Below are 22,267 nucleotides of genomic sequence, written 5' to 3' on the forward strand. Positions count from 1 at the left end.
CCATGCAATTGCTCGATGCCATCATGCTCTGTGTGCTGGTGGGCCTGGTGGGGGCGACGGTGACGGCGTACCGCGCCGGCAATGAGCGGCGGGACGTGCGCCTGCTGGCGGGCCTTGCCGCCCTGTGGGGCGCCGGCACGGCCGCGGCCCTGGCGTGGAGCTGATCAGGGTGGTGATGCAGATGCTGTGCACCCTGCGCCGCTGGCTGCGCGGCCTGGAACCCCGGGCCCGCGTGCACCTGGACCGGGGCTGGCTCGCCCGCTTGCGGCCCTGGCTGGAGCGGCGCGAGCTGTTCCGCTTTCAGCGCCAGCCGCTGGCGCGCGGTGTGGCGGCCGGCATGTTCTGCGGGCTCATTCCCGGCCCGCTGCAGATCCCCGGCACCCTGCTGGTGTGCGCGTGGCTGCGCGGCAACGTGGTGGCGGGCGGCGTGGCCACCTTCTATACCAACCCGTTCACCACCGTGCCGCTGTATGCCCTGGCCTTCTACCTGGGCGCGCTGGTGATGCCCGGCACGCAAACCCTGCCGCCATGGAGCAGCGTGGCGCCGGGCGGCGATTTCTCCGTGCAGGCGATGGCGGCCTGGATCCAGGCCCTGGGCACGCCACTGCTGGTCGGCCTGCCCACGCTGGGATTGCTGCTCGCGGCGCTGGGTTACGCCGTGGTGCAGGTGCTGTGGCTGGCCCCCGCCCTGCAGCGCAAGCGCCGGCTGGCGCGCTGCCGCTCAGCCGCCGCGTAACGGACGAATCGGCGCTGCTCGCTTTCCGAAGCGCGAAATCCCGCAGATCCTGGAGTCCACGGGCAGCGAAACCGGCGCGCTGCTATCGCCAGTGCCACCGCGGGACTGGCTTGGCCAGGCCGCGGGTGGCGTCCCCCTGAGGGGGAAGCGGCGCAGCCGCTCAGGGGGCTCAGTCCAGCTTGACGCCCACCTTGGTGATCACACGCCCCCACTTCTCGCGTTCGGCGCGCGCGAAGCTCCCCATCTGCGCGGCGGTGCCGGGCAAGGGTTCGACACCCAGGGCCTGCAGGCGCGCACGCGTGCGGGTGTCGGCAAGGGCGGTTTGAAGGGCCTTGCTGAACTGGGCCACCGCCTCGGCCGAGGTGCCATGGGGGGCGACCAGCCCCTGCCACGCAAAGCCCTCGAAGCCCTGCAGGCCCTGTTCGGCAATGGTGGCCACGTCGGGCATGGTGCCCACGCGCTGCGGGCTGGCCACGCCGATGGCCTTGACCTTGCCGGCGGCAAGGAACGGGTACACGGTGGCGCTGTCGATCCACATGGCCGGGACCTGGCCGCCGATCACGTCCTGGATGGCCGGTGCCGCACCCCGGTAGGGCACGTGCGTGAGCCTGAGGCCGCTTTGCTCGCGGAACAGCTCGCCCACTAGGTGGTGCGGGCTGCCGGGCCCGGCCGAGGCCCAGTTCACGCCGTCGGGCAGGCCCTTGGCCCAGGCCATGAACTCCTTGAGGTTCCTGGCGGGCACGTTGTTGGACACCACGAGGAACATGGGGAAGCGCACCAGCAGGCCCACGGGCTGGAAGTCCTTCTCGGCGTTGTAGCTCAGCTTGCTGAACAGGAACGGGTTGGCCGCCAGCGTGGCGAAGTCGGCCGAGAAGATCAGGTTGCCGAAGTCCTTGTTGCGCGCGCTGTACTCGGCCGCGATGTTGGTGCCCGCGCCGGGCTTGTTGTTGATGACGATGGGGCGGCCCAGCGTGGCCGACATCGACTCGGCGATGGTGCGCGCGACGATGTCCGAGCCGCCGCCGGCGGCATAGCCCACCACCCATTCCAGCGGCTTGGTGTCCTGGGCATGGGCCTGGGGGAGGGTGGTGGCCAGGGCCAGCCCGGCAAGGGTGGCGAGGAAGTGTTTGCGCAGCATGGTGTCGTCTCCGGGGTGTCGTCAAAAGAATTGGGCAAAGCCGGGGCTTGCACCGTCCGTGCGGTGCCAAGCCCCGGGGGGCGGATGGGGTGCGGGGGCGCGGCTAGGCCGCCAGGGCGTGCGTGGGCACCACGGGCGTGATGGCCTGGGTGGCGCGCCGGTCTGCCAGTGGCATCGCGGCGCCGCGCGCCAGCTGCAGGGCATGCAGCAGCGTGGCCTGGTCGCCGATGTGGTTGGCCAGCAGCAGCACGAGGCGGGCGTTCATGGCGTGGCTCTCGGGCGTGGACAGGCCCTGGTGCGCAGCGATCAGCGCCTCGTAGAAATCGTCGCAGGCCTGCAGGTGGGGCTGGGTGTTGAGCATGATGAAGGTGTTCCTTGTCAGGGGGCCGGCGCCGTGGCGTGGGCCAGGGCGGCACGCACCGCCGCTTCGGTGGGGGTGCGCCAACGTGCGCACACATGCTGGTCGGGGCGCACGAGGTACACGGTGCGTGGCTGGGCATCGAGCCGCTGCGCGGCCAGCGCCTGGTGGTCGATCACGTCGATGCCGATCTGCAGCACCCGCACATGGGCCAGGTCCCGGGCCCAGGTGGGGGCGGGGCCAAACACCAGCAGCGTGAAGTCCGGCCCCAGCTCGCGCAGCAGCCACGTGGGGCGGCCCTGTTTTGTCAGGGGAGCGTCGAGCAGCACCGCACCGGGCACCTGCGTGCCCGCGAAGGTGTCGGCGTCTGGCGTGTTCAGCGGCGACTGGTGCAGCGTGGCCGGCACCGACAGGCGTCCGCTGTTGACGATGCGGCGCGCAAACGCATGCTCGCGCGCCAGGTGCAGCGCGGCATCGCGGAACAGGCGGCTCACCTCGCTCTTGGGCGTGATGAAGTCGGTGGCGCGCGTGGAGTTGCACAGGTTCTCGTCCGCCGCGTATTCGCGCTCGGGCCCGTAGGTGGCCAGCAGGGCAGGGCCCACCCGGCCCTTGAGCACCCAGTCCAGCTTCCAGGCCAGGTTCTCGGCATCCTGCACGCCGCTGTTGGCGCCGCGTGCGCCAAAGGGCGAGACGCCATGCGCGCTGTCGCCCGCGAAGACCACGCGGCCGTGCACGAACTGGTCCATGCGCAGGCAGGCAAAGGTGTAGACACTCGCCCAGTCCAGCTCGAACTGCGCATCCGCGCCCAGCAGCGCCTGCACGCGCGGGATGATGTTCCCGGGCTTCTTTTCTTCTTCCGGGTCGGCGTCCCAGCCCAGCTGGAAGTCGATGCGCCACACGTTGTCCGGCTGGCGGTGCAGCAGCACGCTTTGGCCGGGGTGAAAGGGCGGGTCGAACCAGAACCAGCGCTCGGTCGGGAAGTCCGCATCGCCCGCCAGCTTCACGTCGGCGATCAGGAACCGGTCCTGGAAGATGCGGCCCTTGCTTTCCAGTCCCATCATCTGGCGCAGGGGCGAACGCGAGCCGTCGCAGGCGGCCACCCATTGCGCATCCACCTGGTAGGGGCCTTCTGGCGTGTCGATGCTGAGCAGGGCGCTGTCGTTGCGTGCGGCCACGGCGGTCACCTTGTTGTGCCAGCGGATGTCGATGCCGGGCAGCTGCAGCGCGCGCTCCACCAGGTAGGCCTCGGCGTAGTACTGCTGCAGGTTGATGAACGCGGGGCGCTCGTGGCCTTCTTCGGGCAGCAGGTTGAATTCGTAGAGCTGCTCGTCCTTGAGGAACACCTTGCCCACGTTCCACGACACGCCCTTGTCCACCATGCGCTGGCCCACGCCCAGGCGGTCCCAGATTTCGAGCGTGCGCTTGGCGAAGCAGATGGCGCGCGAGCCGATGGAGAGCTTGTGGTCGTTGTCCAGCACCACCACGCGCTGGCCGCGCTGGGCCAGGTCGATGGCGAGCGACAGGCCCACGGGGCCCGCGCCCACGACCACGATGGGGTGCGGCGCGGGCGCGGCGCTGTCCTGGTCGGGTGAGCGCACGTAGCCGAAATCGATGGCCTGCACGTCCGGGCCGCTCGCGTGGAACGCCTCGGCAGGAATGTCTCTGGGGTTCATTTTTTGTCTCCTCCAGCCTCAGTGGCTCAGCCTTCCAGAGATTTCCACATCTGAATGTCGCGCTCGGCCGTCCAGATGCGCGGGTCGGGGTACTGCGTGGCCTCGTCGTAGGCGCGGGTCACGTCGAACGGCATGCAGTGGTTGAAGATCACCCAGTGGCCGTACTTGGGTTGCAGCTTCGCGAAGGTGGCCTCGTACACCTTGCGCAGGTCCTCGCCTTGGGCGGCGCTGGCCTTGACGCTTTCGTACAGGTCGCTGATGAAGGCGCGCGTGCCCGCCAGACCCGCCTGCACCTGCTCGGGCGTCTGGAGCGCGGCGCCCCGGCCGGGCACCAGCTTCTCGGGCTTCAGGGCGGCCAGGTTGTCCAGGGTCTGCGGCCAGTCCTGGAAGTACGCATCGCCCGCATACGGCGTGGCGTCGAACTCCACCAGGTCTCCGGAAAAGAGGATTTTTTCCTGCGGCAGCCAGGCCACCGTGTCGCCCTTGGTGTGGCCCCGGCCCAGTTGCAGGATCTGCACTTCCACGCTGCCCAGCCACAAGGTCATCTTCTTGTTGAAGGTCATGGTCGGCCAGGTCAGGCCCTCGGGCACGCTCTCCACGTTCTGGAACAGGCGCGGAAAGCGGCCGATCTCGCTGTCCTTGTCGAACTGGCCGCGCTCCACGATCAGGTCGCGCGTGTCCTCGCTGGCGATGATGTGCTCGGCGCCGTAGGCGCTGGCACCCAGCACGCGCACGGCGTGGTAGTGGGAGAGCAGCACGTACTTGATGGGCTTGTCGGTGACTTCGCGGATGCGGCGGATCACGTCCTGCGCCATCACCGGCGTGGCCTGCGTGTCGATGACCATCACGGCGTCGTCGCCAATGATGATGCCGGTGTTGGGGTCGCCCTCGGCGGTGTAGGCATAGGCGTGGTCGGAGAGCTTGTCGAAGCTCACCTTCTTCACTTCGAGGTCGGCGGCGGAGGCAAAGGTTTTGACGGTGCTCATGGTGGAGATTTGTTAATGATGAATGCGTTTATCTAAACGGAATGTGTTGATGTTAGGCAAGAAATTCGTTCATGTCTAATGCATTTGTTTAGGTGAAAACCCGAAGAGGCGTGCCTTGCCGCCAGGCGTGGACAATCGGGCCCATGCCCATCACGACCCCCGACCTGCCCCTTGCCGATGACGAAGACACGCCCCGCAGCCCGCGCGGCATCCAGAGCGTGGAGGTGGGTGGGCAGTTGCTGAAGGTGCTGGCGCGCACCGGCCGGCGCATGGCGCTCAAGGACCTGGCCCGCGCGGCGGACATGACGGCCGCCAAGGCCCATCCCTACCTGGTGAGTTTTGGCAAGCTGGGCCTGATCGAGCAGGACGCCGTGAGCGGCCACTACGGCCTGGGCCCCTTGGCCATGCAGCTGGGCCTGATCAGCCTGCAGCAGGTGGACCCGGTGCGCCTGGCCATCGCCGAGCTGCCCGCGCTGGCCCAGCGCATCGGCTACACCGTGTCGGCCTCGGTGTGGGGCGACAGCGGCCCGACCATCATCCGCGTCGAGGAAGGCCCCACGGCCGTGTACGTGGCCATGCGCCACGGCACCACGGCCTCGGTGCGCCACACGGCCACGGGCAAGGTGTTCGCGGCCTTCGGGTCGCGCGAACGCGCCGCCGCAGCCTTGGCGGCCGAAGGGTTCGCGGGCGCGCTGGATGAACCCGCGTTCGCGGCCGAACTGGCGGCCGTGCGCCGCGAGCAGGTCGGCAAGGTCACGGACCAGTTGCTACCGGGCATCAGCGCGCTGGCCACGCCGGTGTTCGACGGCTTTGGGCAACTGGTGCTGTGCCTGGCCACCATCGGCCCCAGCGCCACGCTGCACACGGGGCCGGACAGCGAGGCCGCCCGGCACCTGCGCGAGGCGGCGCGCGGCCTGTCGCAGCGGCTGGGGGCGCCGATAGCGCGCTGAATTGGTGGATTAGCTTTGAGTTGCTCTCAGCTCCTTGGCATCCGGGAACCGATGGCAAAACTGGCGCAGTGCTGCTTCAGGAAGTCCCACCAGGATGGTGGCGCTGCTGTCCCAGCACACCACTTCAAAGAGCGCTTCGGTGAGTTGTGGGCGTAGAGATGGATCGCTCCAAAAAGCTGTATTGCCATCCGCGTAGGGTGGCTCGTGGATCACCGGCCGAGGGCCGCCTTTGGGGATTGCACTGAATACGGCCCAGATGAATTGAATGTCATTGTCGCGGAGGGCTCGTTCTAGATCGTTGCCTGAAATCCAGTGGTCTTCGGCACAAAAGGCGTCGCCGCCCGTGTGCTCTATGTCGCTGACGAACCAGTCAAAGTCGCCAGCGTTCAGCTCCAGCGCATCGAGCACCCAGCGCATGTTGGTGAAGTAAGGAATCTGCGCGCAATCTTCCAAGATCAAGTTCATGGCTTGTTCGCCAATCAAGTCCGCCCCAGCGCCTGGTCGATATCCCACAGGATGTCGTCCACATCCTCGATCCCCACGGACAGCCGCACCATGTCCGCGCTCACGCCCGCGCGGGCCAGCTCTTCTTCGCTCAGCTGGCGGTGGGTGGTGGAGGCGGGGTGGATCACCAGCGTCTTGGCGTCGCCGATGTTGGCCAGGTGGCTCAGGAACTCGCAGGCGTCGATGAACTTCTCGCCCGCCGCCGCGCCGCCCTTCACGCCAAACGTGAGGATGCCCGAGGCCCCGGGCGTACCGTCCACGGCGCGGAACTGCTTTTGCGCCAGATCGAAGTACGGCGAATCCGCCAGACCCGGGTAGTTGACCCACGCCACCTGCGGATGGCCTTGCAGAAACTTCGCCACGGCCAGCGCATTGCGGCAGTGCTCGCGCATGCGCAGGTGCAGCGTCTCGGCGCCCTGCAGCAGCTGCCATGCGTTCATGGGCGAGAGCACGCCACCGAAGGTGCGGTTGACCTCCATGCGCGCCTTCATGGTGTAGCCGAAGTCGCCGAAGGTCTCATAGAACTTCACGCCGTGGTAGGCGCGGCTGGGCTCCACCATCTCGGGGAACTTGCCGTTGTCCCACGGGAACTTGCCGCCCTCCACCACCACGCCGCCCATGGTCGTGCCGTGGCCGCCGATGTACTTGGTGGCGCTGTGCACCACGATGTCGGCGCCCAGGGCCAGCGGGTTGCACAGGTAGGGGCTGGCCACCGTGTTGTCGATGATGAGCGGCACGCCGTGCGCATGCGCCACCTCGGCCACGGCCGCGATGTCGAGCACGTTGACCAGCGGGTTGCCGATGGTCTCGCCGTACACGGCGCGGGTGTGGGGGCGCATGGCGCGGGCAAAGTTCTCGGGGTCGGCCGGGTCCACGAACGTGGTCTCGATGCCGAGGCGGCCAAAGCCCACGCCGAGCTGGCCCACCGTGCCGCCATAGAGCGTGCTGGCCGCCACGATGTGGTCGCCGGTCTTCAGGATGGCCAGCAGCGCCGCCATCTGCGCGGCCATGCCGCTGGCGCAGGCCAGCGCCGCGCGGCCGTTCTCCAGGCTGGCGATGCGCTCCTCGAACACGGCCACCGTAGGGTTGCTGATGCGGCTGTAGACGTTGCCGAAGGTCTGCAGGTTGAACAGGCTGCTCGCGTGTTCGGCGTTGTCGAACACGAAGCTGGTCGTCTGGTGGATCGGCGTGGCGCGTGCGCCGGTCACGGGGTCGGGCTGGGCGCCGGCGTGGATGGCGCGGGTGCCGAAGCCGAAGTCGCGGTCGGCGCCGGAGGGGTGGTCTGATGAGGACATGGTCTTGAATGAAATTGGCCGCAAGCGCTTGATGGGAAAGCGCTGACTGCTATGAATTTGCTAGTAAGGCAGTTGCCGCAGGCGCTTGGCGCTGATGACGCGCGTGTTCACGCCCATCCAGCCCAGGCCGCCAAACAGCCGCGCGTGCTCGATCTTCACGCAGCGGTTTTCGACCACCTGCAGCCCGGCGGCTTCCGCCCGCAGGCGGGCGGCCTCGTTGAACACGCCCAGCTGCAGCCACAGGCAGCGCGCACCGATGGCGATCGCCTCCTCGGCCAGCGGGGGGATGTCCTCGCTCTTGCGAAAGCAGTCCACCATGTCGATGCGTTCGCCCCGGGCCGCGAGCGCCCGGGCGGCATCGGCCACGCTGGCGTAGGCCGTCTCCCCCAGAATCTGCCCGCCCTCGCGCGCGACGAGCGGATTCACCGGCACGATGCGGTAGCCATGCGCCTGCATGTACTTGGCCGCGAAATAGCTGGGCCTGTGCCATTGGGGCGACAGTCCCACCACCGCAAGGGTGCGGCAGTGCGTCAGAATATCGCGCAGGGTGCTGATGGTGTCGGGCGTGCGTGTCATACATGGCAGTGTATGGGGACGGACTGCTGCGGCGCCAGAGCACCGTTGTCCATCCACACTGTGGCCCCGCCCCAGATTCCGAGGAGATCCCGTGCAGAACCCCCCACGCGCTCGCCGCGCCACTGGCCTTGTGGCCGCCGCCGTTGTCCTGTCCACCGTTGCCCTGAGCGCCTGCACGCCGCCCCGCGCGCCCGATGTCCCCAAGGTCCAGCGTGTCACGACCTACGCCTGTGACCGTGGCCCCATGCTGGTGGTGCACTGGCCCGCCCAGCCCGATGGCCCGGCGCTGCTGGAGATCAACGGCCGCACCGTGCCGCTGCAGCCTGAGCGTGTGGTCACCGGCTTTGGGTACGGCGACGGTGGCACCTACATCCGTGGCCAGGGCAACACGATGTTCTTCCAGGCGCCCCGTGTGCTGCGCGTGAACTGCGTGGCGCGCTGAGCCGAGCCCGCCACACTCGTAAAAACTGGCGCGCTCCCCACACCAGTGCCACCGTGGAACTGGCTCCGCCAGGCCACCGGTGGCGTCCCCCGCCGGGGGAAGGCGCGCAGCGCCTCAGGGGGGCTTCCTACTTGTACTTGATGCTGCAGCCATACGGCGCGGTCGTCGCCGCCGTGATGGGCTTGCCCGCCAGCGCCTCGGCCAGCCCCACCTTCACATAGTTGGTGGCCTTCTCGATGTCGGCCGGGCGGGCCGAGGGGATGCTGTCGATGCCGCCCGCATAGACCAGCACGCCCTGCGGGTTGACGATGTACAGGTGCGGCGTGGTGCGCGCGCCATAGCTTTTGCCCACGGTGCCTTCCTCGTCCATGAGCACGGCGGTGGGCACGGCCTTGCGTTCGGCGAGCCAGGCCGTGAGTTTGGCGGGCTCCAGGTAGTCGCTGCTGGCCTTCTCGGTGGAATTGACCGCCAGCCACACCACGTTCTGGCCGGTGGCGTGCTTCTGCGTGGCGGGCATGTTGCCGCTGTCGTAGTGCTTGCGCACGAAGGGGCAGCCGGGATTGGTCCACTCCAGCACCACATGTTTGCCCCTGAAGTCCGACAGGCGCACCGTCTTGCCGGCGGCGTCCTTGAGCGTGAAGTCCGGGGCGGGCTGGCCCACGGTCGCGGCGGCCTGGGCACCCAGCGCCACCAGCGCGGCGGTGGCAATCAACGTACGGCGAAGCATCTTCATGGCGGACTCTCCTGAAGGGTTGGCTGTCGATGGAAAAGAAACGGGGTGAAAACCTCTACAACTGGGCAATGGTGGAGCGCACCTCGTCCACGCTGAGCACCTCGGTCAGCACCACGGGCGGCTTGCCGGGCCGGTAGAACACATACACGGGCACGCCGCTGCGGCCCAGCGCCGCCAGCGCGGCGGTGATGTCGGGGTCGCGGCGCGTCCAGTCCGCGCGCAGCAGGGCCACGTTCCTGGCCTGCAGGTCGGCGATCACGTCGGCGTCGGCCAGCGTGGTCTTCTTGTTGTATTGGCAGGTCACGCACCATGCGGCGGTGAAGTCCACGAACACGGGGCGGCCCGTGGCCACGATCTGCTCGGCCGCGCCGGGTGCCCAGGGCTGCCAGCCGTTGGCGGAAACCTGCGGGGCGGCCTGCGTGGCGGGCATGGTGGTGATATGCGGCGCAAAGGCCCAGACCAGCAAGGCCATCGCCGCGATGGACACACTGGCCATCCACACGCGCGCGCGGCCCGCCAGCGACAGCGCCCACACCACCAGCGACAGCCCCACCAGCAGGATCAGCAGCGCACCGGCGCCGTCGATGCCGCTTTGCTGGCCCAGCACCCACACCAGCCAGACCACGGTGGCCAGCATGGGGAAGGCCATGAGCTTGCGGAAGGTGTCCATCCACGCGCCGGGGCGCGGCAGCGCGCGGGCCACGGCGGGGATGAAACTCGCGGCCAGAAACGGCAGCGCCAGGCCCAGGCCCAGCGCTGCGAACACGGCCAGCGCCTGCGGCGCGGGCAGGGTGGCCGTGAGGCCCAGCGATGCGCCCATGAATGGTGCGGTGCAGGGTGATGCCACGGCCACGGCCAGCACGCCGGTCAGGAAGCTGTCGGCCACCGGGTGGCGCGCCTGCAGGCTGGCCACCGAGGACGGCAGGAACTGCCCGAACTCGAACACGCCTGCCAGGTTGAGCGCGATCAGCGTGAACAGCGCCGCCAGCGAGGCCACCACGGCCGGCGACTGCAGCTGAAAGCCCCAGCCAATGGCCTCGCCCGCCGCGCGCAGGCCCAGCATGAGCGCGCCGAGCAGCATGAACGACAGCACCACGCCCGCCGCGTAGGCCATGCCGCTGAGCCGGTGCGCGCGGCGGTCCTGCGCGTGCCGGGTGAAGCCCACCACCTTGATCGCCAGCACCGGGAACACGCAGGGCATGAGGTTGAGGATGAGGCCGCCGAGCAAGGCACCCAGCAGCGCCGCCGCGAGGGTGAGGGACGATGCGCCGGAGCCTGCGGCCGACGCTGCCGCTCCTCCCGCTTGCGCTGCATTGGCCTTGAGCGCGGCCTCCAAGGCGGGCGACACGCTGGCCACCGAGGCCGCGGGGGGCCAGGTGCCCAGCACCTTGAGCTCGGCCCGGTAGCCGGTGCGGGTGTCGGGGCCGGTGGCGTGCGCGGCCATCTGCTCGGCCAGCACCACGGGCATCAGCGTGGGGCTGTTGCTGCGCTGGGCAGACAGGGGAATCTGCGCGGTCCAGACGGTGCCGTTCCAGGCCTGCTTCCAACTGGCGGCGTTGTCGATGACCTCGGCGGTTTCGGGGAACAGGTCCAGCGTCTTGCCCCGCAGCGCCACGGGCAGGCCCTGCACGCTGACCTGCAGCGCATTGCCGTCGGAAATCTGCGCCTGGCTGTCCGGCACGATGCCGCCGGTGCCCGCCAGCACGGGCCGGGGCTGCGCCTGGGCGGCCGCCTCGAACGCGGCGCCGTTCAGGGCCGTGGTGCTGCGCAGGGGCAGCTGCAGCGTGAATTCGCCCTCTTCGGGGATGCACTCCTTGCGGCAGACCAGCCAGGAGGCGCGCAGCTTGATCGTGGCGTCCCTGGCGAGCGGCCCGGCGGCAAAGCTGCCGGCCACCGTGACGGGCACGGGCAGCAGCACCGTGCCTTCATAGCCGTAGTTGGCCAGGGTGCCGATGGGGATCTTGCGGGGCAGGGGCCAGGCGATCTCGCCCGCGTCCAGGCCGGCGGGCAGCGTCCAGGCCAGGTCGGTGGGCAGGCCGGAGTCGCCGGGGTTCTTCCAGTAGGTATGCCACTCGGGCTGGTGGGTGATCGAGAGGCCCAGCCACAGCGGCTGGCCGGGCGCCACGCCCTGGGGGGCATGGGCCATCAGCTCGGCCCGCACATACGGCGTGGTGACCACGCTCGTGCCCTGGCCGCTGGTTTTGGGGCTGAATTGGGCGCTAGCGCTTGTCCATACAGCGCTGGCAGCTATGAAAAGCAGAGTGACCGCAAGGCGGTGGAGCAGGCGTTGGGGCATGGTTGCAGTGTGGGAGCAGGCGCGGCGCCGTTGGTTCCGGCGCCCGGCCGTCCATTCAGTGAATCCGCCATTGTGCGCGGGACCGCCCTCCCTCTGGAACGGGGCGCGCCCCGCGGGCCCCCTGGGGAAACGGGCGCAGCAGCTCCGGCAGGAGGCGCCGGGGACCGCCCCGAAGAGCCGCCGCGTCTCGTGGCGGCACGGGGGCTACTGGGTGTTCAGGCTCAGTTCCGCACGCGGTGTCCACTTGTCGGGCTGGCTGCCCGACTTGGGCGCGGCCACGAACAGCCGTTCGGCGGGCAGCTTCTGCGCCACCAGATAGGCCCGGATCGCCTGGCCGCGTTCCTGCGCGAGTTCGGCGGCCATCGCGTCGGTGGCGCTCTGGCTGGTGATCAGCAGGGTTTCCATCTCGGGCACCGTGAGGTCCTTGGCCAGGCCCACCAGGTTGCGCGGCTTGGGGATGTCGGCGCGGCGGTACACCTCCTTGAGCAGGGCGGGGTACTCGGCCGCCGACACGGGCGCTGCCGTGTCGCCCCCGCCCGCACGGCGCTTTTCGGCGGCCACCAGCTGCTGCAGGCGTTCGCGCTGCAGGCCTTCGCGCTCGTCCTTGAGGCTCGCCATGCCGGTCACGGTGATCTTGAGGGCCGGCCGGTCGGTCAGCGCCTTCACCACCTTGTCCAGATTCTGTTTCGCCTCGGCCGTGAGCGCGGCGCTGCCCGGCGCGAAGGCCACGTGGCTCAGCTCGTTGCCGCCGCCAAAGGCGCTGGCCAGCAGGCTGAAGGGGGCGGTGAGGGCCTTGCCGATGAGGTTGACGATGATCCGGCCGATCACCGGGCCCAGGCGGAACTGCGGGTCGTTCAGCGAGCCGCTGATGGGCAGGTCCAGGTCGATCACGCCGTCGCGGTCGGCCAGCAGCGCCACCGCCAGCTTCACCGGCAGGCTGTTGGGCGCACCCTCCACCGGCTCGCCAAAGGTCAGCTGGTTGAGCACCAGCCGGTTGCTGGCCGTGAGCTGGCCGCTCGGCAGCACCTTGTAGTTCACGTCCATGCTGAGCTTGCCGCGCTCGATGCCGTGTCCGGCGTACTTCACCGCATACGGCGTGAGCGGCGGCAGCTCCAGGTCGCGCACCTTGCCCACGATGTCGAGCGCCAGGGGCTTGGCCAACGGGTTGAGCTTGCCGGTGACTTCCAGCGACGCCGAGCCCTCGGCACGGCCGCGCAGCTCCAGGTCGGCCAGCATGGGTTCGCCGCCCGGGGCCTCGGAAGAGAACGCGCTGAGCCGGCCGGTCAGCTCCGAGAGGTCGGCCGAGTAGTTGGGCCGGATGAAGAAGTCCGAGAACGCCACCCGGCCATTGACCAGGCTCACCGGCCCGAACTGCACCACCGGGGCCAGCGGGTCGGCCTGGGCCACTGCGGCGCTGGCGGGGGCCGCGGCGGAGGCAGAGGCCGCGGGGCCGCTCGCTGCGGCGCTGGCGGCGTTCGCGGCCTGCGCCTCGGCGGGGGTCTTGGCGATGTCGCTCAGGTTGATGCGGCCGGCCTCGTTCACGGTGATGCGCGCGAAGAAGTCCACCAGGCTGGTCTCCTTGACCTCCACGCGTGGCGCCGTGCCCGGCGCCGTGGCCACGGACAGGCCGCGCAGGCTCAGGCTTTTCCAGGCCAGCAGTTCCTCGCCCACCTGCGCCTCGGTCTTGGGCGTGGAGGCGGCCGTGCTGTTGGCCTTGAGTTCGTCGACGGCGGCGTCGCCCGCCAGGCGCAGGCTGGTGCCCTTGTCGTTCTGCGCCAGCGCGACCTGGCCCCGGAAACCCACGTCCGCGCGCAGCAGCTCCACCGACAGCTGGCTGGCCAGGTAGCCGTCCAGCGCATGCAGCGGCAGCCGCGCGATGTCGAGCTTGCCCTGCGCGGCCAGGGGCTGCAGGGCCAGGGTGCCCTGGTAGTCGATCCGGCCTGCCTCGGGCTTGCCCGCGCCCCTGGCGCCACCCTTGCCGGGCGCGGCCACGCGCGCCGAGAGCTGGAAGGCCTCGGGCCTGGCGCCGTCGCTGGCAAGGTTCCTGGCGCTCAGGTTCAGGGCGGAAACTTCCAGGGCCACGGGCCGTGCCTGGGCGTTGTCGGCGAAGGAGACCACGCCCCCCTGCACGGCGAAATCGGCCACGCGCAGCTTCCAGGGGGCGGCCGCGGCGGTGCCCGGGGGCGGGCTGGCGGGGGCGGGCGACGGGCTGGCGCCCTTGGCCCAGCGCTCGAACATCCAGCGCCCGTCCGCGCCCCGGTCCACCGTGGCCTGCGGCTGGCTGAGGGTCAGCTTCTCCAGCGTGACCGTGCGGGCATCCAGCGGCACCTGGGCGCCCTGCACCTCCAGCCTGCCCAGGCTGGCCAGCGTGGTCTTGCCCTGCTTCACCGACAGTTGCTCCAGGGCCAGGGGGCCGGCCGTCAGGGTGACGCCGGTGGCGCCGGCCTGCGCGGCCTTGGGGCTGGGCGCCTCCCACAGCACGGCCACGTCGCCCGTCAGCTGTCCGGACACCTGCGGCTCCAGCGCCTGCGCCAGATAGGGGGCCGCCAGCTGCAGGGCCAGCGCGTTGACCGAGACAGTGGTCTGCGCCCGCCGGTCGGTGGCTTCGCCCACGAAGGCCAGGGCGCTGCCTTGCACGTTGAGGCCCCCCTTGAAGGTGAAGGGCTTCGACGATTCAGTGAAGGGCAGGGCGATGCCGGCGGCGTCCAGCGTGAAGTCGGTGGCCTGCAGCGCGGCGGCAGGGCGCGTGCCCTGGTCGGCCCAGCGCACGGTGCCGCCCCGCACCGCGGCGCTGGCGACGGACACCTCCCACGGCGCGGGCGCGCGGGGGGCTGCGGCCCTGGCGCGCGCGGGGCCCGGTGCAGCGCCGCTGGCGGGTGTTGGGGGCGCTGCCTCGGAGCTGGCGGGCCCGCGCGCGGCGCTGGCCGGCGCGGCCTGTGCGACCTGCGCGGGGGCCGACGGCGCCTGGGCCAGCTGGGCCCAGTTGATGTCGCCCGACGCGTTGCGCGTGGCGGTCACCACGGGCGCGGTCAGCTCCACATGGCTCAGGCGCACGATCTGTTCCAGCGGCCGCACATCGGCCATGTCGATCTTCAGCCCGTCGTAGGCCAGCAGGTCCTGGCCGCCCCGGTCGGTCATGCGCACATCGCGTGCCTGGACGGTCCCGCTGAGCTTCACGGCCATGCGGGGCGCCTGCTCGAACGCCACTTTCACATCCACATCCAGCGTGGCGCCCTGCACCTTGACCGGCAGGCTCGCGGGCAGGTACCCCAGATAGGGCGCGAGATTCAGTCCCTGCCAGCGGATGTTCGCGTCGGCATGGGTGGTCTGGGCGAAGGGGGTGCCCTGGGCGGAGGAGTCGAAGCGGCTGCCGCCCAGCACGAACGCCAGGTGGGGCTCGACCTTCACGTCGCGCTGGCTGGAAAGGGTGCTCACGAACGGCACCTGCAGCGCCAGCTCGCGCACCTCGTGGGTCTTGCCCACGCTGCTGTCGGTGAAGTCGATGCTGCCGCCGGTCAGCGCCAGGTTGTAGAGCGCCAGGCGCGCCGGCCCCGTGTCGGGCTCGTTCGTGGGCGCGGTGACCTTGGCGATGATGTCGTCCACGTCGTAATGGCCATCGCCGCGGTGCGTGAGGCGCAGCACGGGGTTTTCCACGGTGAAGGCATCCACCACGGGCGCCAGGCGCAGCAGTGACTGCAGTTCGCCGTCGGCGTAGATGCGGCCGATGGTGAGCTGGGGTGGCGCGCCCTCGTCGGCGCCGGCCACCGCCACGTCGCGCAGGGCCAGCTCCAGCGTCCAGGGCTTGAAATCGATCGCGCCCACCGTCACGGCACGGCCCAGCTGCGCGGTGGCCGCGCGCTCCAGCGGGCCCTTGAGCAGCGGCGGCACGGCCAGCCAGGTCAACAGCCACAGCCCGGCCAGGGCCAGGGCGGCGCGCACGATGGGGCGGAACCAGCGGTGCTGGCGGACGGAGGCAGGGGTGACGGAGCGCAGGGAAAACGGCATGGCGGCAGGCAGAAGTGAGCGCCGCCGTCCCAGGAGGCCTGGTGCAAGACCGCGTGCGCGGGCCGCTATTGTCCCTGTTGTACGTCAGGCCGCGTAAACCAATGCAACGGGGGTACCGCCCTGGCTCAAGATTGTTGACATTTGAGGGGGTGGCCAGGGCGTGGGCTCACTGGGCAAAGCCCGGTGCCACCCTGCGGGTGGTGGCCAAGTGCCACGTCTTTTGGTGCGCACTCATTTGCGCTGCGCACCCATGAGTGCACCCCAAGGAAAAGCGCTCTTCGCTGCGCTCACTGGGCAAAGCCCAGCACCACCCTGCGGGTGGTGGGGCAGTGCCACGTCTTTTTGGGGGCACTCATTTGCGCTGCGCACCCATGAGTGCTCCCCAAAGAAAAGCGCTCTTCGCTGCGCTCACTGGGCAAAGCCCAGCACCACCCTGCGGGTGGTGGCGCTTTTCTTTTCAATCTTCGTCACCACGATGGCGCCGATCTCGGACGTGTTGGCCACATGGGTGCCGCCACAGGGCTGCAGGTCGATCAGCGGTGCACCGCTGTCACCCCCGATGCGGATGGTGCGGATGCGCCCCGTGCCACGCGGGGGCTGCACGCTCATGCTTTTGACCAGGGCAGGGTTGGCGTCCAGTTCTTCGTCGCTGATCGAGGCCACCGTGAGCGGGTGCGCGGCGGCCACCAGGGCGGCGATGGCGGCGGTGAGGGCTTCCTTGTCCAGCGGGTCAGTCATCGCAAAGTCCAGCCGCGCGTAGTCGGGGGTGATGGAGCAGCCGTTGACCAGTTGCGGCACCACATGGCACAGCAGGTGCGAGGTGGTGTGCAGGCGCATCATGCGGTGGCGGCGTTCCCAGTCGATGCGGGCGGTCACGGCGGTGCCTGCCGCGAGCTGGGCCACGCGGTCTTCCTGCCCCGGGGCGGGGACATGCACGATGTCGCTGGTGGCATGGCCTTCGGCGTCCTTGCCCTTGCGGGTGTCGGCGATGGCGATGCTGCTGCCGTCGGCGAGCAAGAGCACGCCGCTGTCGCCGGCCTGGCCCCCGCCCAGCGGATAGAACACCGTGCGGTCCAGCACGATGGCGCCGGTGTCGGTGATGGCGGTGACGTGCGCATCGCAGTCGCGCAGGTAGGCGTCTTGTCGGAAGATGTCTTGGGTCATGCGGTGATGGTAGCGGCATGGGCGGCGCCCCGTGGCTGCAGGGATACCACGGGCGCGGGCCGCCGGCTGCCATGGGCTGGGCAAGGCGGCGCCGAAGTGACGCGGCCCCGGACAGGCCCTAACATCGCGGCATGACCGCTGCCGCCGCGACCTCCTCCGCCCGCCCCGCCTTGCCCTCCCGCTTCTGGGCCGATCTGTCCACCCGCGACTTTGCCGCGCTGCAGGGCACGGGCCAGGCCGGCCAGGTGGTGGCCGTGCTGCCCGTGGCCGCCGTCGAGCAGCATGGCCCGCACCTGCCGCTGTCGGTGGATGCCACCCTGCTGCAGGGCGTGATCGACGCGGCGCTGCCGCAGCTGCCCGCCGACCTGCCCGTGCTCTTCCTGCCGCCGCAGAACGTGGGCCTGAGCCCGGAGCACATCCGCTTTCCGGGCACGCTCACGCTGTCTCCAGCCACGGTGATCGCGCTGTGGACCGAGATCGGCGAATGTGTGGCCCGTGCGGGCATCAAGAAGCTGCTGCTGTTCAACGGCCACGGCGGCCAGGTGAGCGTGATGGACATCGTGGCGCGCGAACTGCGCACGCGCTGCGACCTCATCGTCTACAGCGCCAGCTGGTTCAGCCTGCCGCTGCCCGATGCGGTGGCGGGCCAGTTCAGCGGCGAGGAGCACCGCTTTGGCATCCACGCGGGCGAGATCGAGACCTCGATGATGCTGCACCTGGCGCCTGGCGCGGTGCACATGGAGCACGCGCGGGATTTCCGCTCCACGTCGCAGGACCGGGCGGAGCGTTACGCCATTCTGGGCAACGGCAAGAGCGCCAAGCTGGGCTGGCAGATGCAGGACTACCACCCCGCGGGTGCCGTGGGCAATGCCGCTGGCGCCACGGCGGGCAAGGGGCGCGCGGTGGTGGAGGCCGCGGCGGGCCAACTGGTGGCGTTGCTGCAGGAGCTTGCGGACCTGGCGCCGCAGACGGTGCGCCCCGATACGGAATGGGAATAGGCCCGGATGTGCTGGCCGAGCCCGCCGTGGCCCGGCGGCGCCATGCTTCGCCGGGCTTTGCCACGGCTGCGCCCGTGAGCTCGAACCCCGTGCCCTGAACCCGGTTCCGGGCGCGCTGGATGGTCAGGCAGGGGAACAGGCGGGCCCGCTGGCGGCTATGCGTGCGTGATCCAGTCCAGGTGCGGCCCCTCGTTCAGGTGCGGCAGGGTGTTGAAGGTCTGCATCATCAGCCGCTTGGGCGCGATGGAGAACTCCGTCACCGCGCTGTTGCGCAGGCGCATGTTCAGGGCGATCGTCACCTCGGGCGCCGTGCCCAGCACCTCGCCCACGGCGGTCGAGATGGGGCCGCCGCTGCTCACCAGCAGCACGTTGTGGCCCACGTGGTGATGGCGCACATGGTCCAGTGCCGCGCGCACGCCGGCGGAGAATTCGTTCCAGCTGGGCATGCCCTGCGGGCTGATGACGCCGGCCATCCACTGCGCGAGCGCGTCGCACAGGATGCGAAAGTGCGCGCGGTAGCGCTCTGGCGTGTCGGCCGGGCCCAGGGGCTGGGGGTGGATGGCGGCGATCAGCGCATGGCTGTCGTACTCGTTGAGCCCCGGCAGCCGCAGTACCTCGGGCGCGGTCCGCAGGCCCTCGGCGATGCCTTCCAGCGTTTGTGTGTGGCGGCGCAGCGTGCCGGTGATCACGGCGTCGAACGCCAGGCCGCGCGCGCGCCAGTATTCGCCCAGGCGCACGGCCTGCTCACGGCCCCGCGCGCTCAGCTGGTCGTAGTCATCCGCGCCAAACGAGGCCTGGCCGTGGCGCACGAGGTAGAGGGTTCCCATGCGGCGGATTGTGATGAACGCAGCGCCTTGCGCTTGTCGCTAGTGCGACGGGTGCTATCAATTCGGGAGTCGCGGATGCTGCGGTGCAGCAGCCTATCGATGAATCCGTGTATCCGTCAACGACCTTAAGCCGCCCCTCCTAGCGCAGCATCACCCAGACCCACAGGCCACACAGAGCCACCGTTCCGATCACGATGGTGCGCCCTTGCCAGCCGCCGTGTTTCCAATAGTGGCCCAGACGCCCTTGGCTCCAGGCACTGCCGCTCATGTGCATCTGGGGAAGACGGTCGATGATGTTGTGGCGTAGGGACTCTTCGTCGAACAGGGCCTCGCCATTGAGCCGCAACGGCACGGCACCCAGGCCGATCAGCAACTGCTGGCGTGTGCAGGTGACCTGGTCGGCTGGGGCCTGGTAGCGCTTCTTGCCCACCCGGGCTTGCACCTGCTCGCCATCAGTGCCAATGCGGATGGCCTCCAGCGCCCTCAGGTGGCGCCGCATCTGAAGGGACAGTGCTACAGGGATCAGAGCCAGCGCAACCAGCGCATAGGGCATCCAGGGTGCGCAGGCTTTGCCTGGGGCGCAGTCGCGCTGGTAGAACTGGGGCCAAGCCCAGTAGACCACCGCGCCTATGGCCACCAGCACGATGGCATCCGTGGCCAGCATCACGCGGCGTCGTGTGCGGGTGCTGCCGGGTAACGCCTTGACCATGGTCACGCGGCCGCGCTCGATGGGCTGCGTGCGGGTCTGCGCGATCACCATGGGGTCGGTGGGGCCAGGGCCGCCAGCGTCCAGCGTCGCCTTGGCGGGATCGGGCCGCCATGCCGTGCCGCGCAATTGCCGCAGTTCGCCCGCCTTCCAGGCGAGGAACACCGCAATCAGCATCAGGACTGCGGTGGCAGACATCAGCAAGGCGGGCAGCCGGCGCGTCCACTTTGCCTGGCTGCGCGCGGTGTCCAGCTCCGCCTGGAACGCAGCGTCTCCAAACGGACTCAGCACGCGGCCATACAGGTCCAGTTTGCGCACCAGGAACTGGGTCATGTCGGGCAGCAGCATGTGCTGATCGAACAAGGCGATCGCATTCGGGTCCTGCTTTGGCGCGAGCGGAATCACCCGATCCGGTTGCAGCCGCTCGTTCATGATGAGCAGGTCGGCCTGCTGCATGTCGGGCCGGGCCACCAGCACCCACAGCTGTCCGCGCGGGTCCTGCGCCATGGCAAACGGAAACGAACGCCCGGGCCGGAGGTCCGGGTGATCGATGGAGTGTTCCTGCCGCACCGCTGCGTCTCCCTGGCCGGTGCGCAATTGCACGATCTGGTGGCGATTGGTGTTGGCCACCCATATCCTGTCGCCGGCCTGTAGCGTCTGGTTGGGAAAGCGCATGCCTTCTGACTCGGTGCGTGCCAGGGCATAGTGGCCAGTGACGGCGTCGCGCCGGTACACCAGTACCCGGTGGCGGGAGGCGTCGGAGACCGTGATTTCCGATTCATCATCGCTGACCCGCACCCACCGGTTGCTCCGGCGGGAATCCAGGTCTGCCAGTTCCACCGGCAGACACTGGCGCTGCTTCAGATCACAACGGTGCACGCGGCTTTCGTCGTGCACCCAGAGCACGTTCGCCTGCGTGAACTGCAGGCTGCTCGGACTGCTGGAAAGCTTCAGGTCACTCAGCGGAAAGTGCTGAAGTCTTTGGCCCTGCGCGTTGAATTGGTGGAGGTCTCCGTGGCTTTGAAGCCACAGCGTCTGGCCCTGCACGGCAGGCAGGCGCGGGCCGAAAGGCCCGGGTGCCGCAAACCCGTGGTACACGAACGCGAGAACCAGCAGGCACTGCAGCGCAATGACCGCGCGCAAACCCCAGCGATAGCCGGACGGCGATGAGCTTGCCATGGACACCCCTCATTGGTCTTGTAGTGTCACTGCCGTTCTGGCGGCAGCAGTGCGAGGGGCATTCTCCAACAAACATTCAAGGATGTGTGAGCGTTTCTGCAAACATCGTTGCGTCCACATTGCCACCCGTGAGCGCCAAACCCACCTGCAAGCCGCGCAACTGGCCGCGCTCCTGCAGCGCCGCCGCCAGCGCGGCCGCGCCCGCACCCTCGGCCACGTTGTGCGTGTCGGTGAAAAGGGCACGCATGGCGGCGGCCACCTCGTCGTCGCTCACCTGCACGATGTGGTCGATGTGCGGGGCGATGATGGCCAGCGCCTCCCGGTCGGCCACGCGGCAGGCCATGCCGTCAGCCAGGCGCGTGGTGACCGGCGCCTCGACCACGCGGCCTGCGGCCAGCGAGTCGGCGTAGGTGGTGGCATGGCTGCTGACCACGCCCACCACGCGCACGCCGTGGCCCAGCGCCAGCTTGGCCGCGATGGCCGAGCACGCGCCCGAACCCTGGCCGATGGGCACGTACACCACGTCGAGCTGGGGCACGGCGCGCAGGAACTCCCACCAGTAGGTGCTCACGCCGCGCAGCAGGTCGGGGTGGAAGCTGGGCACCATGTGGGCGCCGCGCTCGGCCGCGAGGTCCATGGCGAACTCGCGCGCCTCCTGGAAGTCGCTGCCGTGCTCGATGAGCGTGACGCCCAGCGCGCGCATGGCGGCGTTCTTCTCGACCGAGTTGCCTTCGGGCACGACGATGGTGCAGGCCACGCCGTGGCTGCGCGCGGCCCAGCCCATGCTCTGTCCGTGGTTGCCGCGCGTGGCGCTGATCACCTCCCGGGGCATGGCGCCGCGCCGGGCGAGCTGGTCGAAGTAGGTCAGGCCGCCGCGGATCTTGAAGGCGCCCACGGGCGTGTGGTTCTCGTGCTTGAGCCAGCAGTCGGTGCCCAGGCGTTCGCTCAGCAGGCCCCAGCGGTACTGGGGCGTGGGCGGAAAGTCGCGGTACACCACCTGCGCGGCGGCCTCGATGTCGGCCAGGGTGGGCAGCAGTGCGGTGGGGTCGAGGCGGGTGTTCATGCGGCGGCTTTCTTTTCGGTGAGGAGGCGCAGGGCCAGCAGACCCAGGACGGTGCCCATGAAATAGCGCTGGGCGCGCATCCATGCGGCGTTGCGGTTCAGGAACAGCGCCACGCGGGCGGCGCACAGGATGAGCAGCGTGTTGACGGCTGCGCTGGTGGTGATCTGCACGGCACCCAGCGTCAGGCTCTGCAGCAGCAACTGGCCGCGCTCGGGGTGCAGAAACTGCGGGAAGAACGACAGGTAGAACATGGCCACCTTGGGGTTGAGCAGGTTGGTCATGAAGCCCATGAGGAACAGCGTGCGCGGGCTGTCGTGCGGCAGGTTGCGGGCTTCGAACGGCGCGTTGCCGCCGGGTTTGACGGCCTGCCAGGCCATCCACAGCAGATACGCGGCACCGGCGTAGCGGATGGCGTCGAAGGCCACGGGCACGGCGGCCAGCAGCGCCGTCAGGCCCAGGGCAGCCGCCAGCAGGTGCACGACAAAACCCAGCACCACCCCGGTCAGCGAGATGAGCCCGGCGCGCGGCCCCTGGGTGAGGCTGCGCGAGACGCAGTACACCATGTTGGGGCCGGGCGTGAGCACCAGCACGAGGGCGGCGAGTGCGAAAAGCAGCAGTTCCTGTACAGAGAAAAGCAT

Annotated in this window: 20 protein-coding genes; 5 read left to right on the plus strand and 15 right to left on the minus strand. The window is 69.6% G+C overall.

Annotated features, from left to right (window positions below):
• The first annotated feature begins 2 nt into the window (after positions 1–2).
• The gene (locus KW843_RS20115; protein WP_218296916.1) at positions 3–164 is read left to right on the plus strand and encodes a hypothetical protein; all 162 of its coding nucleotides are present in this window, start codon (positions 3–5) and stop codon (positions 162–164) included.
• The gene (locus tag KW843_RS20120) at positions 155–736 is read left to right on the plus strand and encodes a DUF2062 domain-containing protein (RefSeq protein ID WP_369643521.1); all 582 of its coding nucleotides are present in this window, start codon (positions 155–157) and stop codon (positions 734–736) included. The genes KW843_RS20115 and KW843_RS20120 overlap by 10 nt, the downstream gene beginning before the upstream one ends.
• A 169-nt stretch (positions 737–905) precedes the next feature.
• On the opposite strand, the gene KW843_RS20125 is transcribed toward KW843_RS20120, so the two are convergent.
• The 4 genes from KW843_RS20125 to KW843_RS20140 all read right to left on the minus strand — a co-directional run bounded on the left by KW843_RS20125 (position 906) and on the right by KW843_RS20140 (position 4,891).
• Positions 906–1,874, minus strand: coding sequence for a tripartite tricarboxylate transporter substrate binding protein (locus tag KW843_RS20125; RefSeq protein WP_218296917.1), 969 nt, complete (start codon positions 1,872–1,874; stop codon positions 906–908).
• Between the two features lie 103 nt (positions 1,875–1,977).
• Entirely contained in the window at positions 1,978–2,238 is a 261-nt protein-coding gene (locus KW843_RS20130) for a DUF2783 domain-containing protein (RefSeq protein ID WP_218297010.1), read from the minus strand.
• Between the two features lie 14 nt (positions 2,239–2,252).
• The gene (locus tag KW843_RS20135) at positions 2,253–3,905 is read right to left on the minus strand and encodes an FAD-dependent oxidoreductase (protein ID WP_218296918.1); all 1,653 of its coding nucleotides are present in this window, start codon (positions 3,903–3,905) and stop codon (positions 2,253–2,255) included.
• Between the two features lie 26 nt (positions 3,906–3,931).
• The gene (locus tag KW843_RS20140) at positions 3,932–4,891 is read right to left on the minus strand and encodes an MBL fold metallo-hydrolase (protein WP_218296919.1); all 960 of its coding nucleotides are present in this window, start codon (positions 4,889–4,891) and stop codon (positions 3,932–3,934) included.
• A gap of 143 nt (positions 4,892–5,034) precedes the next feature.
• Here KW843_RS20140 and KW843_RS20145 point away from each other — a divergent pair, with 143 nt between their 5' ends.
• The gene (locus tag KW843_RS20145) at positions 5,035–5,841 is read left to right on the plus strand and encodes an IclR family transcriptional regulator (RefSeq protein WP_218296920.1); all 807 of its coding nucleotides are present in this window, start codon (positions 5,035–5,037) and stop codon (positions 5,839–5,841) included.
• 9 nt (positions 5,842–5,850) lie between these two features.
• Here KW843_RS20145 and KW843_RS20150 read toward each other — a convergent pair whose 3' ends face one another.
• Genes KW843_RS20150 through KW843_RS20160 form a run of 3 tightly spaced genes read right to left on the minus strand, consistent with a single transcriptional unit; the run spans position 5,851 to position 8,216 of the window.
• Entirely contained in the window at positions 5,851–6,306 is a 456-nt protein-coding gene (locus KW843_RS20150) for a hypothetical protein (RefSeq protein ID WP_218296921.1), read from the minus strand.
• A 14-nt stretch (positions 6,307–6,320) separates the two neighbouring features.
• Positions 6,321–7,640, minus strand: coding sequence for an O-acetylhomoserine aminocarboxypropyltransferase/cysteine synthase family protein (locus tag KW843_RS20155; RefSeq protein WP_218296922.1), 1,320 nt, complete (start codon positions 7,638–7,640; stop codon positions 6,321–6,323).
• Positions 7,641–7,700: 60 nt separating this feature from the next.
• Positions 7,701–8,216 (minus strand): CoA-binding protein, encoded by a 516-nt coding sequence (locus tag KW843_RS20160; protein ID WP_218296923.1) that lies wholly within the window; start codon positions 8,214–8,216, stop codon positions 7,701–7,703.
• 91 nt (positions 8,217–8,307) lie between these two features.
• Between KW843_RS20160 and KW843_RS20165 the strand changes: the two genes are divergently transcribed.
• Positions 8,308–8,658, plus strand: coding sequence for a hypothetical protein (locus KW843_RS20165; RefSeq protein WP_218296924.1), 351 nt, complete (start codon positions 8,308–8,310; stop codon positions 8,656–8,658).
• Between the two features lie 127 nt (positions 8,659–8,785).
• Here KW843_RS20165 and KW843_RS20170 read toward each other — a convergent pair whose 3' ends face one another.
• The 4 genes from KW843_RS20170 to KW843_RS20185 all read right to left on the minus strand — a co-directional run bounded on the left by KW843_RS20170 (position 8,786) and on the right by KW843_RS20185 (position 16,856).
• The gene (locus KW843_RS20170) at positions 8,786–9,391 is read right to left on the minus strand and encodes a thioredoxin family protein (protein WP_218296925.1); all 606 of its coding nucleotides are present in this window, start codon (positions 9,389–9,391) and stop codon (positions 8,786–8,788) included.
• Between the two features lie 55 nt (positions 9,392–9,446).
• Positions 9,447–11,687 (minus strand): protein-disulfide reductase DsbD, encoded by a 2,241-nt coding sequence (locus tag KW843_RS20175; protein WP_218296926.1) that lies wholly within the window; start codon positions 11,685–11,687, stop codon positions 9,447–9,449.
• 204 nt (positions 11,688–11,891) lie between these two features.
• The gene (locus tag KW843_RS20180; RefSeq protein ID WP_218296927.1) at positions 11,892–15,692 is read right to left on the minus strand and encodes a DUF748 domain-containing protein; all 3,801 of its coding nucleotides are present in this window, start codon (positions 15,690–15,692) and stop codon (positions 11,892–11,894) included.
• Positions 15,693–16,100: 408 nt separating this feature from the next.
• Positions 16,101–16,856, minus strand: coding sequence for an alanyl-tRNA editing protein (locus KW843_RS20185; protein WP_218296928.1), 756 nt, complete (start codon positions 16,854–16,856; stop codon positions 16,101–16,103).
• Positions 16,857–16,987: 131 nt separating this feature from the next.
• Here KW843_RS20185 and KW843_RS20190 point away from each other — a divergent pair, with 131 nt between their 5' ends.
• Positions 16,988–17,854 (plus strand): creatininase family protein, encoded by an 867-nt coding sequence (locus KW843_RS20190; RefSeq protein ID WP_218296929.1) that lies wholly within the window; start codon positions 16,988–16,990, stop codon positions 17,852–17,854.
• A gap of 155 nt (positions 17,855–18,009) precedes the next feature.
• Here KW843_RS20190 and KW843_RS20195 read toward each other — a convergent pair whose 3' ends face one another.
• The 4 genes from KW843_RS20195 to KW843_RS20210 all read right to left on the minus strand — a co-directional run bounded on the left by KW843_RS20195 (position 18,010) and on the right by KW843_RS20210 (position 22,267).
• Complete coding sequence (locus KW843_RS20195) at positions 18,010–18,681, minus strand: histidine phosphatase family protein (RefSeq protein WP_218296930.1); 672 nt, start codon at positions 18,679–18,681, stop codon at positions 18,010–18,012.
• Positions 18,682–18,820: 139 nt separating this feature from the next.
• Positions 18,821–20,566: a hypothetical protein gene (locus tag KW843_RS20200; RefSeq protein ID WP_218296931.1), complete on the minus strand. Its 1,746-nt coding sequence runs from the start codon at positions 20,564–20,566 to the stop codon at positions 18,821–18,823.
• A gap of 76 nt (positions 20,567–20,642) precedes the next feature.
• Positions 20,643–21,629, minus strand: coding sequence for a threonine dehydratase (locus tag KW843_RS20205; RefSeq protein WP_218296932.1), 987 nt, complete (start codon positions 21,627–21,629; stop codon positions 20,643–20,645).
• Complete coding sequence (locus KW843_RS20210; RefSeq protein ID WP_192429177.1) at positions 21,626–22,267, minus strand: LysE family translocator; 642 nt, start codon at positions 22,265–22,267, stop codon at positions 21,626–21,628. Before KW843_RS20210 ends, KW843_RS20205 begins: the two co-directional genes overlap by 4 nt.

The organism is Acidovorax sp. sif1233, assembly GCF_019218755.1.
GTDB lineage: Bacteria > Pseudomonadota > Gammaproteobacteria > Burkholderiales > Burkholderiaceae_C > Acidovorax.